We start from the raw sequence: 14,891 nt of genomic DNA, 5'->3' as shown, positions 1-14,891 counted from the left end.
GGTGCACGAGGACGAACTGCCCGGCCCCACCGACTGGGGGACCACGGTCGGTACCGGCCCCTGGGAGGGGCCCTGGCCGGACGACCCGCGCTACGACCCGCAGCTGCTCGCGGAGGGGGACCGGCGCAACGTCGTCGACCGGTACCGCTACTGGACCGTCGAGGCGATCGTCGCGGACCTCGACCGACGCCGGCACCCCTTCCACGTCGCCATCGAGAACTTCGGCCACGACCTGAACATCGGGACGGTGGTGCGCACCGCCAACGCCTTCCTCGCCGCTGAGGTGCACGTGGTGGGCCGGCGGCGGTGGAATCGTCGGGGCGCCATGGTCACCGACAGGTATCAGCATCTCCGCCACCACGAGGACGTCGGCGGACTGCTGGCTTTCGCCGCCGAGGGCGGGCTCGCCGTCGTGGCGGTCGACAACGGGCCCGGCGCCGTGCCGATCGAGACCGCCGCGCTGCCGGAGCGCTGCGTGCTGCTGTTCGGCCAGGAGGGGCCGGGTCTGACGGCGGAGGCCCGCGCCGGGGCCGCCATCACCGTCTCGATCGCCCAGTTCGGCTCCACCCGGTCGATCAACGCCGGCGTGGCCGCCGGCATCGCCATGCACGGCTGGGTGCGGCAGCACGCTGACCTGGGCGCGAACCGTTAGCCGCCGGTGAGCGGCGGGTCCGGATCGATGCCCCGGGCGCGCAGCGCCGACTCGACGGCCTCGCACACCGTGCGGACGACGGCGACCCGCGCCCACCGCTTGTCCTCGGCGGGGATGACGTGCCACGGGGCGACCGGTGTGGAGGTGCGCTCGAGCATCTCCTCCACCGCTGCCGCGTAGACGCCGCGCTTCTCCCGGTTCCGCCAGTCCTCGTCGGTGAGCTTCCAGGCCTTGTACGGGTTCGCGCGGCGGGACTCGAAGCGGCGCAGCTGCTCCTCGGGGGAGACGTGCATCCAGAACTTCACCAGCACGGTGCCCTCGGCGGCCAGCGACGTCTCCAGGTCGACGATCTCCTGGTACGCGCGGCGCCACGCGTGCTCCTCGGCATAACCCTCGACCCGCTCGACCAGCACCCTCCCGTACCAGGAGCGGTCGAGCACGGCCATGCCGCCCCAGCCGGGCAGCACCGGCCAGAAGCGCCACAGGAAGTGGTGCCGCTTCTCGTCACGGGTGGGAGCGGCGAACTGGGCCACCCGCACGTGCCGGGGATCGAGCTCACCGACCAGCCGCTGGATCGCCCCGCCCTTGCCCGAGGCGTCCCAGCCCTCGAAGAGCACCAGCAGCGGAGGGCCGAGGTCCCCGGGACCGATCTGGCCGCCGAGCAGCAGCCGCAGGTGGGTGAGGCGGTGCTGGGCCTCGGCCAGCTGGATCTTGCCCTCCTTCTTGTCCAGGCGGGCGGTCAGATCGACGTCGGCGAGGCGGCTCATGAGCGCCAGCCTGACGGTGCTGCGGTCGATACGCAGCCCGGCGCCGAGCCCGCCCGTGCCCGCGGCTACCGCCGGCCGCAGCGGGTAGGGGGCACGGGATCACCCGCCGACTTCACCGGAGGCCTCGTCGTGCCCGATCATGCAGACCGCCACATCTCGCCGTGGATCGACACCATGGCGGCCCCGCACCTCGGGGGGACGGCGATCCGGACGGCCCCGGCCGACGTCCTCGTCCTCGGCGGGGGGATCACCGGGCTGACCACCGCCCTGCTCCTGCAACGGGAGGGTCGGGCGGTGACGCTCGTGACCGCCGGGCGGATCGGGGACTCGGTCACCACCCGGTCCACGGTGAAGCTCACCTACGGCCACGGCACTCTCTACTCCGCGATCGAGAGCACACGTGGCCTCGACGCGGCCGCCGCGTACGCGCAGGCCAACGTCGCCGGTCTGCAGCAGGTCGTCGACCTGGTCGCCGACCTCGGCATCGACTGCGGGCTGGAGCGCGGGCTGCCGCACGTGGTCTACGCGGAGGACGACGCGACGGTGGCGCACGTCGAACGCGAGGCGGAGGTCGCGCGGCGCATCGGCCTGCCCGTCACCCTCGGCCGGGAGGCGCCGCTGCCCTTTCCGGTCCCCGCGGCGCTGTCCTTCGCCGACCAGGCGCAGTTCCATCCGGGGCGCTACCTCGCCGGCCTGGCCGAGGCCTTCGTGCGCGCGGGCGGCTCGGTGATCGAGGACGTGCGGGCGCAGGCCGTCGACGAGGACGACGACGGGTGCACGGTCGAGACCACCGCCGGCCGGCTGTCGGCAGCGCACGTCGTCGTCGCCACCCATTACCCGTTCCTCGACCGTGGCGGCCACTTCGCGCGGCTGAAGCCGAGCCGGTCCTACGGCGTGGCCGGCGTCCTGCCCTCCGGGGTACCGGCGGGGATGACCATCAACGCGGGGTCGCCGACCCGCTCGACGCGGACGGCCGTGCTCGAGGGGGAGGATCTGCTGATCGTCGTCGGCGAGGGGCACGAGGTCGGCCACGTCACCGACACCGACCAGCGGTGGGCGCGGCTGCAGGACTGGGCCCGCGAGCACTTCGGGGTCACCGACTTCCGCTACCACTGGTCGGCGGAGGAGCTGACCAGCCTCGACCGGGTGCCCTTCACCGGGTACGTCATGCCCGGCTCGCAGCGGGTGCTCACCGCCACCGGGTTCGCGGGCTGGGGCATGACCAACGGGACGGCGTCGGCGATGCTGATCCGCGATCTGGTCCTCGACCGGGACAACCCGTGGGCGGCCACCTTCGACGCCCGCCGCGCCGCCACCTCGCTGCCGGGGCCGGAGTTCGTGAAGCAGAACGCCCACGTCGCCACCACCTGGCTGAAGGGCCGGGTGCTCGGCGCCCCCAAGGGCTCGCCGCAGGACCTGCTCCCCGGCGAGGCGGCCGTCCTCGAGGCCGACGGGAAGCAGACCGCGGCCTACCGCGACGAGGAGGGCGCGCTGCACGCCGTCTCCTCGGTCTGCACCCATCTCGGCTGCACCGTCGCCTGGAACGAGGGCGAGAAGAGCTGGGACTGCCCCTGCCACGGCTCGCGGTTCGGGTCCGACGGGCGGGTGCTGCACGGGCCGGCGTCGCGGCCGCTGGAGCCACGCGAGCTGTGAGTCCGTGAGCTTCACCTCGCCACCGCCGGGTCCGTCCCCGCGGGTGGGACCATGGACGGCGCCATGACTGCCCTCCCGCTCGTCTTCGACGCCCCCCGCCGCGGCAAGCCGCCCCGCCACCTCGCCGACCTCACCCGCGAGGAGGCCCGGGCGGCGGTCGCCGAGCTCGGCCAGCCGGCGTTCCGGGCCGACCAGCTGGCCCGGCACTTCTACCGCGGGGTCACCGACCCGGCGCAGATGACCGACATCCCGGCCGCCGTCCGCGAGACGCTGCGCGAGGCGCTGCTGCCGGGGCTGCTCACCCCTCTGCGCCACCAGACCGCCGACAGCGGCCGCACCCGCAAGACCCTGTGGCGGCTGCACGACGGTGCGCTCGTGGAGAGCGTCCTCATGCGCTATCCCGACCGCGCCACCGTCTGCATCTCCAGCCAGGCCGGCTGCGGCATGGCGTGCCCGTTCTGCGCCACCGGCCAGGCCGGGCTCACCCGCAACCTGTCGGCCGCCGAGATCATCGGTCAGGCCGTCGCAGCCGGGGCGGCCATGGCGAACGGGGAGATCGACGGCGGGCCGGGACGGCTGTCCAACGTGGTGTTCATGGGCATGGGGGAGCCGCTGGCCAACTACGCCCGGGTGCGCACGACCCTCGACGCCCTCCTCGGCACCGCTCCCTACGGCCTGGGCCTGTCGCAGCGGTCGGTGACCGTCTCCACCGTCGGCCTGGTGCCGGCCATCCGCCGGCTCACCGAGGAGGGGCGCAACGTCACCCTCGCGGTCAGCCTGCACGCCCCGGACGACGAGCTGCGCGACACCCTGGTGCCGATCAACACGCGCTGGAAGGTCGGCGAGGTCATCGACGCCGCCGACGCCTACGCGCAGCGGACGGGCCGTCGCTACTCGGTGGAGTACGCGCTCATCCGCGACGTCAACGACCAGCCGTTCCGGGCCGACCTGCTCGGGAAGTTGCTCGCGGGCAAGCTCGCCCACGTGAACCTGATCCCGCTGAACCCGACGCCCGGCAGCCCCTGGGACGCCAGTCCGCTGCCGGCCCAGCGGGAGTTCGTCGCCCGCCTGCGCGCCGCCGGGGTGGCGACGACGGTGCGCGACACCCGCGGCCAGGACATCGACGGCGCCTGCGGGCAGCTGGCGGCCGCCGACCAGGTGGACGGGGTGCCGAGCGTCGCCGTCCCGGTGCCGTCCGTCGAGCCGCCGGGCGAGCTGGGAGCCGAGGGCGACGAGTGACCTCGGCCGGCGCCCCGTCCGAGGCCGAGGCGCACGAGCACACCCACGCGGACGTGTCCGGCGGCTGGCTGCGGGCCGCGGTGTTCGGCGCCATGGACGGGCTGGTCACCAACACCGCGCTGGTCGCCGGCGTGGGCGGTGGCGGCGCCGCCCCGCGGGCGATCGTGCTGGCCGGCGTGGCGAGCCTGGTCGCCGGCGCCGTCTCGATGGCGCTGGGTGAGTACACCTCGGTGAAGACCCAGAACGAGCAGCTCGACCTGGAGGTCGAGAAGGAGCGGCGGGAGCTGGAGCGCAACCCGGCCGGCGAGCTCGCCGAGCTCACCGCGATGCTGCAGGACCGCGGGGTCGACGCCCGGCTCGCCCGCCAGGTCGCCGTCCAGCTGTCGGCGAACCCCGAGACCGCCCTGCGGCTGCACGTGCTGGCCGAGCTGGGTGTCGACTCCGACGACCGGCCCTCGCCCCGCGTCGCGGCGGTCTCCTCGTTCCTGACGTTCGCGACCGGCGCGGTGCTGCCGCTGCTCCCGTACTTCCTCGGCGTCCCGGTGCTGTGGGTCGCCCTGCTCTGCGGCGGCCTGGGCCTGCTGCTGGCCGGGGCGCTGTCCTCGCGGTTCACCCCGCGGCCCTGGTGGTACGCCGGACTGCGGCAGCTCTTCTTCGGGGCGGCCGCGGCGGGGATCACCTACCTCATCGGCTCGGCGATCGGCGTCGCCGTCTCCTGAGCGCTCAGCCGCAGGACATGCCGGCGGCGTCGAGCGCACTGCTGGTCGCGTCGGTCGGGAAGCGGGCCAGCGTGCCGTCGACCGCTTCGCCGACCGGCAGGACCTCCACCTCGTCGAGCTCCGTGCCGGCCAGGGCGAGCAGCTCGCCGGTGGACGTGCCGGTGTCCACGGTCAGCGCGCCCGACGCCGCCCAGGCCAGCGACTGCAGCCGCCAGGGTCGCCACCGGGCGCTGTCCACGGCGCCGGACAACGCGGACACGACCGTCCCGGCCGTCGTGGCGCGGCCATCGGGGTCCTCCGGAGCGGCGACCCACTTCCCGCCGACCAGGTGCTCGGGGTGGCGCGAGCGCACCATCGCCAGCGCCGTCGCGCCGTCGACGTGCCGGGGACCGGCGGCGGGCAGCTCCAGGCCGGCGAGCCGATCGCGCACGGGCTCGGGGACGTCGACGTCCAGGCCGCCCGCGGCGTCGACCACGGCGGCGAACCCGGCCAGGTCGACGGCGACCAGGTGGTCGGCGGCGACGCCGAGCCCGCAGAGCGCGTCGACGGTCGACTGCGGTCCGTCCAGCCAGCTCAGCGCCAGGCGCCCCGGCGACGCCCTGCGGGAGACGACGACATCGCGCGATACGGAGAAGGCGCTGGTGTGCTCTCCGGAGTCGTGCACGATGAGGACCACGTCGGCGCGGCTGCCGCGCACCTCATCGGTACTGCCGAAGTCCTCGACGGAGGCGCCTTCAGGCAGCGCGGCACGAGAGTCGAGACCGACGAGGACCCAGGTGGTGCCCGGCCCCTCGGGCAGCGCGACCGCCACGCGGTCGACCCGGAAGACGACCAGCGACACGTCGAGGGTGAGCGCGCCCAGCACCAGCAGGACCACGCCCGCGACCGTCCATCCCAGGCGGCGGCGCCGGTCAGGGACGGGAGCGCGACGTGACGGACGCCGGCCAGGAAGGTCCTGGCCGGCGTCCGCCGTGGAGCTGTCGGTCACGCTCAGGTCTGCGCGACCCCATGGCCGCGGCGGCGGGCGGCCACGATCGTGCCGGCGCCGGCCAGGACCAGCACACCGCCGAGCACGAGCGGGACGGTGACGTCGGCGCCGGTGTCGGCGAGCAAGGGCTTGGCGGCGGCCGCGACGGTGAGGGGGTAGGTGACCGTGGTGCCGTCGGCGCGGGTGACGACGAGGTTGTGCGCACCGGCCGCGGTGCCGGCCGGCGCCGTGAACGGCACGGTCAGGATGCCCGCGGCGTCGGCGGTGAGCGTGCCGAGGTGCTGCGGGGTCGAGTGCAGGACCAGGGTGACCTGCTCCAGGGGCAGGTAGCCGGTCAGCCGCAGGTACCGGGTCTCACCAGGGACGGCGGCCCTCTCGGGGGTCAGCGTCGCGCCGGGGGCGACCGTGGCGCAGCCCGAGGCGCACTCGGGGGGCACCGGCAGGTCACCGAGGGTGATGGCGACGAGCGGGTAGGCGCGCTCACCGAGGTAGTCGTCGCAGATCGCCAGTTACCCTCCCGCATCGTCACGACACGCCGTCGATGTGCGCCCAAACGGTCGAGAGGTGTGCCTGATGTGCAGGAGGCCCGCGCCCATGGGCGCGGGCCTCCTCGGTCGTGCGGCGACTGATCAGCGGCGCCAGGCGGTCTTCTTGCGGCGGATGTCCCAGATCAGGACGAGCGCCATCACACCGGCGAATGCGAGCAGCCAGAGGTCCTCGACGCGCCCCTCGTGGTTGCCGACCATGTACAGGAGGATCACGACCACGCTGATCCAGCCGCCGATCTGGCCCCACTTGCCGGTCTCGCCGTGCCAGCCCCAGTCCTCGGGCTGCTCGTGCTCGACGGGGTGCTCGCCGGCGCGGACGACCCCTTCCTCACGTCCGGGCTGGTTGACCCGCTGGGTCGACGGGGAGTGGAATGCCTCGGTCACCCGACCATTCTGGCAGGAGCCGGCCCGCGGCACCCTCCGAGGTGGGCGCGCGCGGCGGGTCGGGGAGGATGGCGGCGTGAGTTCACCGCGCGAGGTCACCGTCCTCGGCTCGACCGGATCCATCGGCCGGCAGGCGATCGACGTGGCCCAGCAGTTCCCGGACCGACTGCTGATCACCGGCCTGGCCGCCGGCGGCGGAGATGTCGCCCTGCTCGCGGAGCAGGCCCTGGCGCTGGGCGTCCGCACCGTCGCGGTGGCGCGGGCAACCGCCGCTCAGGACCTCCAGCTGGCCTTCTACGCCGCCGCGTCGAAGCGCGGCTGGTCCCGCGGGGAGTTCCAGCTGCCGGAGATCCTCGCCGGGCCGCGCGCCGCCGAGGAGCTGGCCGCCCGCCCCGCCGATGTCGTCCTGAACGGCATCAACGGCTCCATCGGGCTACGGCCGACCCTGGCGGCGCTGGCGGCGGGGCGCACGCTGGCCCTGGCCAACAAGGAGTCCCTCATCGCCGGTGGGGAACTCGTCCTCGCCGCCGCGAGACCGGGCCAGCTCGTCCCGGTGGACTCGGAGCACTCCGCGCTGGCGCAGTGCCTGCGCGGCGGCTCCCGCGCGGAGGTCGCCCGCCTGGTGCTCACCGCCAGCGGCGGGCCGTTCCGGGGGCGATCGGCCGCCGAGCTCGCCGACGTCACCGTCGAGCAGGCGCTCGCCCACCCGAACTGGAACATGGGCCCGGTCGTCACGATCAACTCCGCGACCCTGGTCAACAAGGGGCTCGAGCTCATCGAGGCCCACCTGCTCTTCGGCGTGCCCTACGCCGACATCGACGTCGTCGTGCACCCCCAGTCGATCGTGCACTCGATGGTGACCTTCGCCGACGGGGCGACGATCGCCCAGGCCAGCCCGCCGGACATGCGGCTGCCGATCGCACTGGGCCTGACCTGGCCGGACCGGCTGCCGCACGTCCAGCCGGCGCTGGACTGGTCGGCCGCCAGCACCTGGGAGTTCCTGCCGCTGGACTGCGACGCGTTCCCCGCGGTCCGGCTGGCCCGTTCGGCCGGGGAGGCGGGCGGCGTCGTCCCGGCCATGTACAACGCGGCCAACGAGGAGGCGGTCGCCGCGTTCACCGCGGGTCGGCTCTCGTTCCCAGGGATCGTGCAGCTCGTCGCGCGTACGCTCGACGCCGCGCCGGACCTCGGCGCTGCCTCCTCCGTGGACGACGTGCTGGCGGCGGAGAAGTGGGCCCGGGAGCACGCCCGGGGAGTGATCGACGGAGGCTGAGCTGAGCGGGATCCTGCTGACGATCCTGGGGATCGTCCTCTTCGCGCTCGGGCTGATGTTCTCCATCGCCTTCCACGAGGCGGGGCACTTCTACTGGGCGCGGAAGTTCGGCATGCGCGTCCCGCAGTTCATGGTCGGCTTCGGGCCGACGGTGTTCTCCCGGCGCCGTGGGGAGACCGAGTACGGCGTCAAGGCGATCCCGATGGGCGGCTACATCCGCATCGTCGGCATGATCCCGCCGGCCGAGGAGGGCGAGAGCAAGCGCGCCACCCGCATGCGCAGCTTCATCGCCGAGGTCCGTGGCCAGGCGCTCAACGACGTGCGGCCCACCGACGGGGACCGGGTCTTCTACAAGAAGCCGTGGTGGCAGCGGGTCATCGTGATGTTCGCCGGGCCGTTCCACAATCTGGTCCTGGCGGTGGTGTTCTTCACCGTGGTGCTGGTCGGCTTCGGCATCCCCGAGATCAGCACCCGCATCGCGGAGGTGCCCGACTGCGTCCTGCCCGCGGGGGCGGAGACCGCGCGCGCGGAGAACGCGTGCTCGATCCCGATCACGCCGGACGGCGAGCGCTGCGCGGCCGGGGCTCCCGGCTGTGCCCTGCCGCCGCGCAGTCCCGCCACGGACGCGGGACTGGAACCGGGCGACACCATCCTGGCCCTGGACGGCGAGCCGGTCTCCCAGGAGACGGACGTCGGCTGGAAGCGGGTGCAGGAGTCGATCCAGCTGAGCGCGGGCGAGCCCGTCGTCTTCACCGTCGACCGGGACGGCGAGCGGCTCGACCTCACCGTCACCCCCACCGAGAACCAGGTCTACGCCGACGAGGAGGGCGAGCGCACCAAGACCGTGGGCTTCGTCGGCATCCAGCCCGCGGTGCCGGACGTGCGCCAGTCGGTGACCGAGGTGCCCGGCCACCTCGGCACCATCGTCGTCCGCTCGGTGGACCGGCTGATCGAGATCCCCGAGCGGGTGCCGCAGCTGTTCCGCGCCGCGTTCCTCGGCGAGGAGCGCGATCCGCTCGGCCCCATCGGCGTGGTGGGCGTCAGCCGGATCTCCGGTGAGGTCTTCGCCTTCGAGGAGTTCTCGGCGGGGAAGAAGATCAGCTTCTTCATCCAGCTGCTCGCCGGCATGAACCTGGTGCTGTTCCTCTTCAACATGCTGCCGATCTACCCGCTCGACGGCGGCCACATCGCCGGAGCGCTGTACGAGAAGGTGCGCTCCGTCGTCGCGCGGCTGCGCGGCAGGCCCGACCCGGGCCCCTTCGACATCGCCCGGCTGATGCCGGTGGCCTACGCCGTCGCGGGGGCGTTCCTCACGCTGTCGCTCCTGCTGCTGGTCGCCGACGTCGTCAACCCCGTCCGGCTCGGCGGCTGACTCCTTCCCGCGACGACCGCCCGGATCGGCCCGGCGGCGGGCTACCCGGCTCCGCTGCCGCGCCGGTGCGGGCACCGTGACGGGTGCCGCGGCCGGGCGGGGCCGCGCAGGTCACAGTCGTGCCCGCGGCACCGATCGTCCCGCGGGGGATACTGGCTGACATGGCGATCCCTGTCGGCCTCGGCATGCCCGCTGCGCCCCCGCCCGTCCTCGCTCCCCGGCGGAAGACCCGTCAGCTGGACGTGGGCGGCGTCGGCGTCGGCAGTGACTCCCCGGTCAGCGTCCAGTCGATGTGCACGACCAAGACCGCGGACATCAACGCGACGCTCCAGCAGATCGCCGAACTGACCGCCTCCGGCTGCCAGATCGTGCGGGTCGCCGTCCCGGACACCGACGACGTCGAGGCGCTGCCGATCATCGCGAAGAAGTCGCAGATCCCGGTCATCGCCGACATCCATTTCCAGCCGCGGTACGTGTTCGCCGCGATCGATGCCGGCTGCGCCGCCGTCCGCGTGAACCCGGGCAACATCAAGAAGTTCGACGACAAGGTCGGCGAGATCGCCAAGGCGGCCAAGGGCGCCGGCATCCCGATCCGGATCGGCGTCAACGCCGGGTCCCTGGACAAGCGGCTGCTCGTCAAGTACGGCAAGGCCACGCCCGAGGCGCTGGTCGAGTCAGCGCTGTGGGAGTGCTCGCTGTTCGAGGAGCACGACTTCCGCGACATCAAGATCTCGGTCAAGCACAACGACCCGGTGGTCATGGTGCGCGCCTACGAGCTGCTCGCCGCCCGGTGCGACTACCCGCTGCACCTCGGCGTGACCGAGGCCGGCCCGGCGTTCCAGGGCACCATCAAGTCCGCCGTCGCCTTCGGCGCGCTGCTCAGCCAGGGCATCGGCGACACCATCCGCGTGTCGCTGTCGGCTCCGCCGGCCGAGGAGGTCAAGGTCGGCAACCAGATCCTGGAGTCGCTGAACCTGCGTCAGCGCGGCCTGGAGATCGTCAGCTGCCCCTCCTGCGGGCGTGCGCAGGTCGATGTCTACAAGCTCGCCGACGAGGTCACCGCCGGCCTGGAGGGCATGGAGGTGCCGCTGCGCGTCGCCGTCATGGGCTGCGTCGTCAACGGCCCGGGCGAGGCCCGCGAGGCGGATCTCGGTGTCGCGTCGGGCAACGGCAAGGGACAGATCTTCGTCAAGGGCGAGGTCATCAAGACCGTGCCGGAGTCGCAGATCGTGGAGACCCTCATCGAGGAGGCCCTGAAGATCGCCGGTGAGCAGGGAGCTACCGGTGAGCCCTCCGGCTCGCCGGTCGTCACCGTCGGCTGACCCGTGCTCCGATCGCCCGCCGCCCGGCTCCTCGACGAGGCCGACGAGCCGGCCGTCCAGAGGTTGCTGGCCACCGACCCGGTCGCCGCCTGCGTGATCGCCGGCCGGGTGGAGGTCGCGGGGACCTCGACGGTCTCCCTCGGGTCACCGCTCTGGGGCGTCGGCTCCGGCGGCGATCTCGAGGCGGTCTGCCTCGCGGGAGCCAACCTCATCCCGTTCGCGCTACCCGGCGCCGAACACGCCGCCGCCGTGGCCTTCGCCGAGCGGGCGCGCCGGGCCGGCCGGCGCTGTTCCACGATCGTCGGTCCCTCGGCCACGGTGGAGCCGTTGTGGGAGCTGGTGGCGCCGGTCTGGGGCCCGGCGCGGGACCACCGCCCCCGGCAGCCGCTCCTGGCCATCGACGGCCCGCCCGCTGTCGCGCCCGAACCGCGGGTCCGGCCGGTCCGCGCCGACCAGCTCGACGTCCTGCTCCCCGCCGCGGTGGCGATGTTCACCGAGGAGGTCGGGGTCAGCCCGCTGCGGGTGGACGGCGGCGCCGGCTACCGCACGCGGGTCCACGAGCTGGTGCGCGCCGGCCAGTCGCTGGCCTGGATCGAGGACGGCACGGTGTTGTTCAAGGCGGAGATCGGCGCGGTGTGCCGCGGGGCCTGCCAGATCCAGGGCATCTGGGTGGCGCCCGCACTCCGCGGGCAGGGGATCGGAGCCGCGGGCACGGCCGCCGTGGTGGAGTACGCCCGCGCCGTGATCGCCCCGGTGGTCAGCCTGTACGTCAACGACTACAACACCCGGGCGCGGGCCGCCTACCGCCGCGTCGGATTCCGCCAGGTGGGCGAGTACGCCAGCGTGCTGTTCTAGCACCGTTCGATCCGTCTGAGAGCCTGTCCTGGTGCGGACACGACGCGGCCCTGCTCTGCTGACCTCCCTCGTCGTGACCGTCGTGGTGCTGGCCGGCTGTTCCGGCAGCAGCGAGGACGACGTCCGCGCTGCGGCGCAGGAGTTCCTCACGGCCTGGGCCGAGGGGGACCTGGCCGCAGCGGCCGAGGCCACCACCGATCCGGAGGCCGCCACCGCACTGCTGGAGCAGACCGCCGGCGACCTGCCCGGCGCCGCCCTGGAAGCGGAGCTGGGCGAGGTGGTCGTCGAGGACGGCACCGCCACCGTCGACTGGTCGGCCACCTGGGACCTCGCCGCCGCGCCGGAGTGGAGTTACGACGGCACCCTGCGGCTCCGGGAGGGCGAGGACACCTGGCAGGTCGTCGCGGAGCCGGCGACGGTGCACCCGGAGCTGGGGGAGGGGCAGCACCTCCAGCTCAGCCGCACCCTTCCCGAGCGTGCTGCGATCACCGACGCCACCGGTGCACCGCTGTTCACGCCCACCGAGGTGGTCACCGTGGGCGTCGATCTCGGGCAGGTCACCGACCTCCCGGCGCTGGCCGCGGCCCTCTCGGCGGCCACCGGCATCGCGGCGGAGGAGATCGTCGCGGACGTCCAGGCCGCGCCGGAAGGCCAGTTCGTCCCGGTCATCCCGCTGCGCCGTCCCGCGTTCGAGGCCATCCGCGCCCAGGTGTACGACCTGCCGGGGGCGGTCTTCCCGACCGAGACGCGGACGCTCGCGCCCACGTCCACGTTCGCCTCGGCGCTGCTCGGCCGGGTGGGACCCGCGACCGCGGAGATCCTGGAGGAGACCACCACGGACGGGCAGCCGCGGTACGCCGCCGGCGACCAGCTGGGCCTCTCGGGTCTGCAACGGGCCTTCCAGGAACAGCTCACCGGCATCCCCGGGTTCACCGTCTCCGTCATCAGCACGGACGCGACGACGGGCGACACCGGCCAGGAGATCGCATCGGTGCAGCCCGTCCCGGGGGAGCCGGTGCAGACGCCGCTGGTCCCGGCGGTCCAGAACGCCGCGGACGCCGCCGTGGCCGGCGAGTCGCGGCCCACCCACCTGGTGGTCGTCCGCCCCGGAACGGGCGAGATCCTCGCCGTCGCCTCCAACGAGGCAGCCGCCGCCGGGAACGCGCTGACCGGTCAGTACCCGCCCGGATCCAGCACGAAGGCGGTGACGGCCACGGCCCTGCTCTCCACCGGGCTGACCCCGTCGACCCCGGTTCCCTGCCCGGCGACGACGACCGTCGAGGGACGTGAGTTCGAGAACCAGGACCAGTTCGACCTCGGTACCGTGCCGTTCACCGAGGCCTTCGCCCAGTCGTGCAACACCACGTTCATCCAGCAGGGGCTCCAGCTGCCGGACGCCGCGCTCGCCGACGCGGCGGCCGCCTACGGCGTGGGCACCGACTGGGAGCTGCCGGTGGACATCTTCAGCGGCAGCGTCCCGCGCGACAGCACCGGCACCACCAAGGCGGCCAACGCGATCGGGCAGGGGCAGGTGCTGATGAGCCCGGCGCAACTGGCGCTGGTCGCGGCCGGCATCGCCAGTGGCACCCCGGCCGCCCCGGTGGAGGTTCTGGGTGCCGACCCCGCGGGGCCGGCACCCGCGGGGCCGGCGGCCGGGGTGCTGGACGGGCTGCGGCCCATGATGCGGCAGGTCGTGCTGACGGGCACCGCGCAGGCGCTGGCCGACCGGGGTGAGGTCTACGGCAAGACCGGCACCGCCGAGTACGGGACCGGCACCCCGCCGGACTCGCACGGTTGGTTCATGGGCTACCAGCTCGACGGCCCGGCCGGTGACATCGCCTTCGCCACGTTGGTGGAGGGCGGTCAGTCCAGCAGCGCCGCGGTGGCCGTCACCGACGCCTTCCTGGGTGCGCTGGGCTGAGCACGGCCCCGTCGCGGGGGCGGCGGCGTCCTCCTGCGGCTACAGGCCGGGGAAGGCGCGGGTCACCGGCGTCTGCCCGGCCGCGGTCCGCCAGCCCACGGCGCGCACCTCGGCGGCGCTGAGCACCTCCGTCGCCAGTGCCCGGGTGGACCGTTCGGCGGCCCCGTCCACGACCCGCACCCAGGCCGCTGACACGCCGTCCTCCAGGACGGCGGCGAGGGCGGCCGCGTCGACGTCGGACAGCACCGGGAACGGCAACGCGTAACCGGCCTCCGGCAGCACCGGCTCGGCGCCCCGTTCGTCGAGCAGGGCGACCAGCGCATCACGGATGTCGCGGTGCGCGTCCTCGGCGGCGACCGCGGCCGCGCGTGCCTGCGTAGGCAGGGTGGCGCCGACCACGCCGTACCCCCAGACGGCGGCGTGCGCCGCGGCCAGGGCATCGCTCAGCGCAGCGTTCTCGCTGGCTGTCGGGGTGCTCTCGTCATCAGCCACGGCAGTTCTCTCTCATGCCAGGAGGGCCTCGTGTCCGCGCAGCCCGGCCGCGATGGAGGCGAGCAACGCCGCCCGCGCACCGGTCTGGTCCAGGACGGCGGTCGCGTGCGAGGTCGCGGCGACGGCCACCTGCGCCCGCAGCCACGCCTGCCCCTGGCCGGGTGCGGGGGCGGCCGGAGGCGGGGTGGCCGAGGGCGTGCTGTCCGGGGCTGCGGCGCGCAGCCGGTCGAGCTGCTCCCCGGCCTGGCCGGCCAGTGCGCCGGCCGCCGCCGCGAGGGCCGGGTCGGCCTGGAAGGCGAGGTCGTAGGCCTGGACGAGGGTCTCCTGCACGGCCACCTGGGCCGCCAGCTCGTCGGCCTGCTCGTCGGTGACGGCGTCCCGCTCGTCGGCGGGGGACGACGAGGTGCACCCGGTGACCGCGACCGCCAGTCCGGCCGCGGACACGGCGAGCATGGTCCGGCGGGTGAACGTCCGCGGGCCGTGGGCGGGGCTGGGAGGCATCACCGCCCATCCTCGCAGCCAACCGCTCCCGCAGCCGTTCGTGCGGCGGGTCGGGCGTGCCGGGAGCACTCCGCCACCATCGTGGTCCCCACCCGTCCCACCGGTCCCACCGACCGCCCCGGTGCCGCAGGCGGTGCGGCCGCCCCGCGCCGGGCCGGTGGTGCGGGGTGGGCGGTAGCCTGGGCACTTCCCCTCGGCACCGGCT

15 protein-coding genes are annotated in these 14,891 nt (G+C 74.1%); 9 read left to right on the top strand and 6 right to left on the bottom strand.

The features are described from left to right. Window position 1: 1 nt before the first annotated feature. The gene (locus tag BLASA_RS17135) at window positions 2-652 is read left to right on the top strand and encodes a TrmH family RNA methyltransferase (protein ID WP_014377474.1); all 651 of its coding nucleotides are present in this window, start codon (window positions 2-4) and stop codon (window positions 650-652) included. Here BLASA_RS17135 and BLASA_RS17130 read toward each other — a convergent pair. Further along, window positions 649-1,419 carry a polyphosphate kinase 2 family protein gene (locus tag BLASA_RS17130; RefSeq protein ID WP_014377473.1) on the bottom strand — a complete coding sequence of 257 codons (771 nt, stop codon included), beginning with the start codon at window positions 1,417-1,419 and terminating at the stop codon, window positions 649-651. The two genes, BLASA_RS17135 and BLASA_RS17130, sit on opposite strands and share 4 nt — an antisense overlap. A 129-nt stretch (window positions 1,420-1,548) precedes the next feature. On the opposite strand from BLASA_RS17130, the gene BLASA_RS17125 reads away from it, so the two are divergent. The 3 genes from BLASA_RS17125 (at window position 1,549) to BLASA_RS17115 (ending at window position 5,030) form a co-directional block, all read left to right on the top strand. Next, a complete protein-coding gene (locus BLASA_RS17125) occupies window positions 1,549-3,072 on the top strand; it encodes an FAD-dependent oxidoreductase (RefSeq protein WP_051005059.1) in 1,524 nt (507 codons plus the stop codon). Window positions 3,073-3,135: 63 nt separating this feature from the next. Next, window positions 3,136-4,311 carry a 23S rRNA (adenine(2503)-C(2))-methyltransferase RlmN gene (gene rlmN / locus BLASA_RS17120; RefSeq protein ID WP_041776654.1) on the top strand — a complete coding sequence of 392 codons (1,176 nt, stop codon included), beginning with the start codon at window positions 3,136-3,138 and terminating at the stop codon, window positions 4,309-4,311. After that, entirely contained in the window at window positions 4,308-5,030 is a 723-nt protein-coding gene (locus tag BLASA_RS17115; RefSeq protein WP_014377470.1) for a VIT1/CCC1 transporter family protein, read from the top strand. Before rlmN ends, BLASA_RS17115 begins: the two co-directional genes overlap by 4 nt. Before the next feature lie 4 nt (window positions 5,031-5,034). On the opposite strand, the gene BLASA_RS17110 is transcribed toward BLASA_RS17115, so the two are convergent. From BLASA_RS17110 to BLASA_RS17100, 3 genes are all read right to left on the bottom strand, one after another. Continuing rightward, entirely contained in the window at window positions 5,035-5,907 is an 873-nt protein-coding gene (locus tag BLASA_RS17110; RefSeq protein WP_014377469.1) for an LCP family protein, read from the bottom strand. 113 nt (window positions 5,908-6,020) lie between these two features. Further along, window positions 6,021-6,455 (bottom strand): LPXTG cell wall anchor domain-containing protein, encoded by a 435-nt coding sequence (locus BLASA_RS17105; protein WP_014377468.1) that lies wholly within the window; start codon window positions 6,453-6,455, stop codon window positions 6,021-6,023. A gap of 192 nt (window positions 6,456-6,647) precedes the next feature. Further along, entirely contained in the window at window positions 6,648-6,950 is a 303-nt protein-coding gene (locus tag BLASA_RS17100) for a DUF2631 domain-containing protein (protein ID WP_014377467.1), read from the bottom strand. 76 nt (window positions 6,951-7,026) lie between these two features. On the opposite strand from BLASA_RS17100, the gene dxr reads away from it, so the two are divergent. The 5 genes from dxr (at window position 7,027) to BLASA_RS17075 (ending at window position 13,693) form a co-directional block, all read left to right on the top strand. Further along, window positions 7,027-8,223 carry a 1-deoxy-D-xylulose-5-phosphate reductoisomerase gene (gene dxr / locus BLASA_RS17095; RefSeq protein ID WP_014377466.1) on the top strand — a complete coding sequence of 399 codons (1,197 nt, stop codon included), beginning with the start codon at window positions 7,027-7,029 and terminating at the stop codon, window positions 8,221-8,223. A gap of 1 nt (window position 8,224) precedes the next feature. Beyond that, window positions 8,225-9,595, top strand: a complete 1,371-nt coding sequence (locus BLASA_RS17090; protein ID WP_331371102.1) for a M50 family metallopeptidase — start codon at window positions 8,225-8,227, stop codon at window positions 9,593-9,595. A gap of 161 nt (window positions 9,596-9,756) precedes the next feature. Continuing rightward, window positions 9,757-10,917 (top strand): flavodoxin-dependent (E)-4-hydroxy-3-methylbut-2-enyl-diphosphate synthase, encoded by a 1,161-nt coding sequence (gene ispG / locus BLASA_RS17085; RefSeq protein ID WP_014377464.1) that lies wholly within the window; start codon window positions 9,757-9,759, stop codon window positions 10,915-10,917. Between the two features lie 3 nt (window positions 10,918-10,920). After that, complete coding sequence (locus BLASA_RS17080) at window positions 10,921-11,772, top strand: DUF4081 domain-containing GNAT family N-acetyltransferase (protein WP_014377463.1); 852 nt, start codon at window positions 10,921-10,923, stop codon at window positions 11,770-11,772. Between the two features lie 31 nt (window positions 11,773-11,803). Then, on the top strand, window positions 11,804-13,693 hold the full coding sequence (locus BLASA_RS17075) for a penicillin-binding transpeptidase domain-containing protein (protein ID WP_041775824.1): 1,890 nt from the start codon (window positions 11,804-11,806) through the stop codon (window positions 13,691-13,693). A gap of 39 nt (window positions 13,694-13,732) precedes the next feature. On the opposite strand, the gene BLASA_RS17070 is transcribed toward BLASA_RS17075, so the two are convergent. Together BLASA_RS17070 and BLASA_RS17065 are read right to left on the bottom strand one after the other, a co-directional pair. Next, complete coding sequence (locus BLASA_RS17070) at window positions 13,733-14,185, bottom strand: DUF4439 domain-containing protein (RefSeq protein ID WP_014377461.1); 453 nt, start codon at window positions 14,183-14,185, stop codon at window positions 13,733-13,735. 12 nt (window positions 14,186-14,197) lie between these two features. After that, window positions 14,198-14,686 carry a hypothetical protein gene (locus BLASA_RS17065; protein ID WP_041776653.1) on the bottom strand — a complete coding sequence of 163 codons (489 nt, stop codon included), beginning with the start codon at window positions 14,684-14,686 and terminating at the stop codon, window positions 14,198-14,200. Window positions 14,687-14,891 lie beyond the last annotated feature (205 nt).

The sequence above is a fragment of the Blastococcus saxobsidens DD2 genome (genome assembly GCF_000284015.1).
Taxonomy (GTDB): Bacteria; Actinomycetota; Actinomycetes; order Mycobacteriales; family Geodermatophilaceae; genus Blastococcus; species Blastococcus saxobsidens_A.
Note: the sequence above shows the minus strand (reverse complement) of the source record. Positions and strands in the feature narration are given on the sequence as shown.

What these genes read in the sequence shown, in the direction of transcription:
- BLASA_RS17130 (WP_014377473.1), bottom strand. Translation starts at nt 1,419, where the DNA reads ATGAGCCGCCTCGCCGACGTCGATCTGACCGCCCGCCTGGACAAGAAG.
- rlmN (WP_041776654.1), top strand. Translation starts at nt 3,136, where the DNA reads ATGACTGCCCTCCCGCTCGTCTTCGACGCCCCCCGCCGCGGCAAGCCG.
- ispG (WP_014377464.1), top strand. Translation starts at nt 9,757, where the DNA reads ATGGCGATCCCTGTCGGCCTCGGCATGCCCGCTGCGCCCCCGCCCGTC.
- BLASA_RS17065 (WP_041776653.1), bottom strand. Translation starts at nt 14,686, where the DNA reads ATGCCTCCCAGCCCCGCCCACGGCCCGCGGACGTTCACCCGCCGGACC.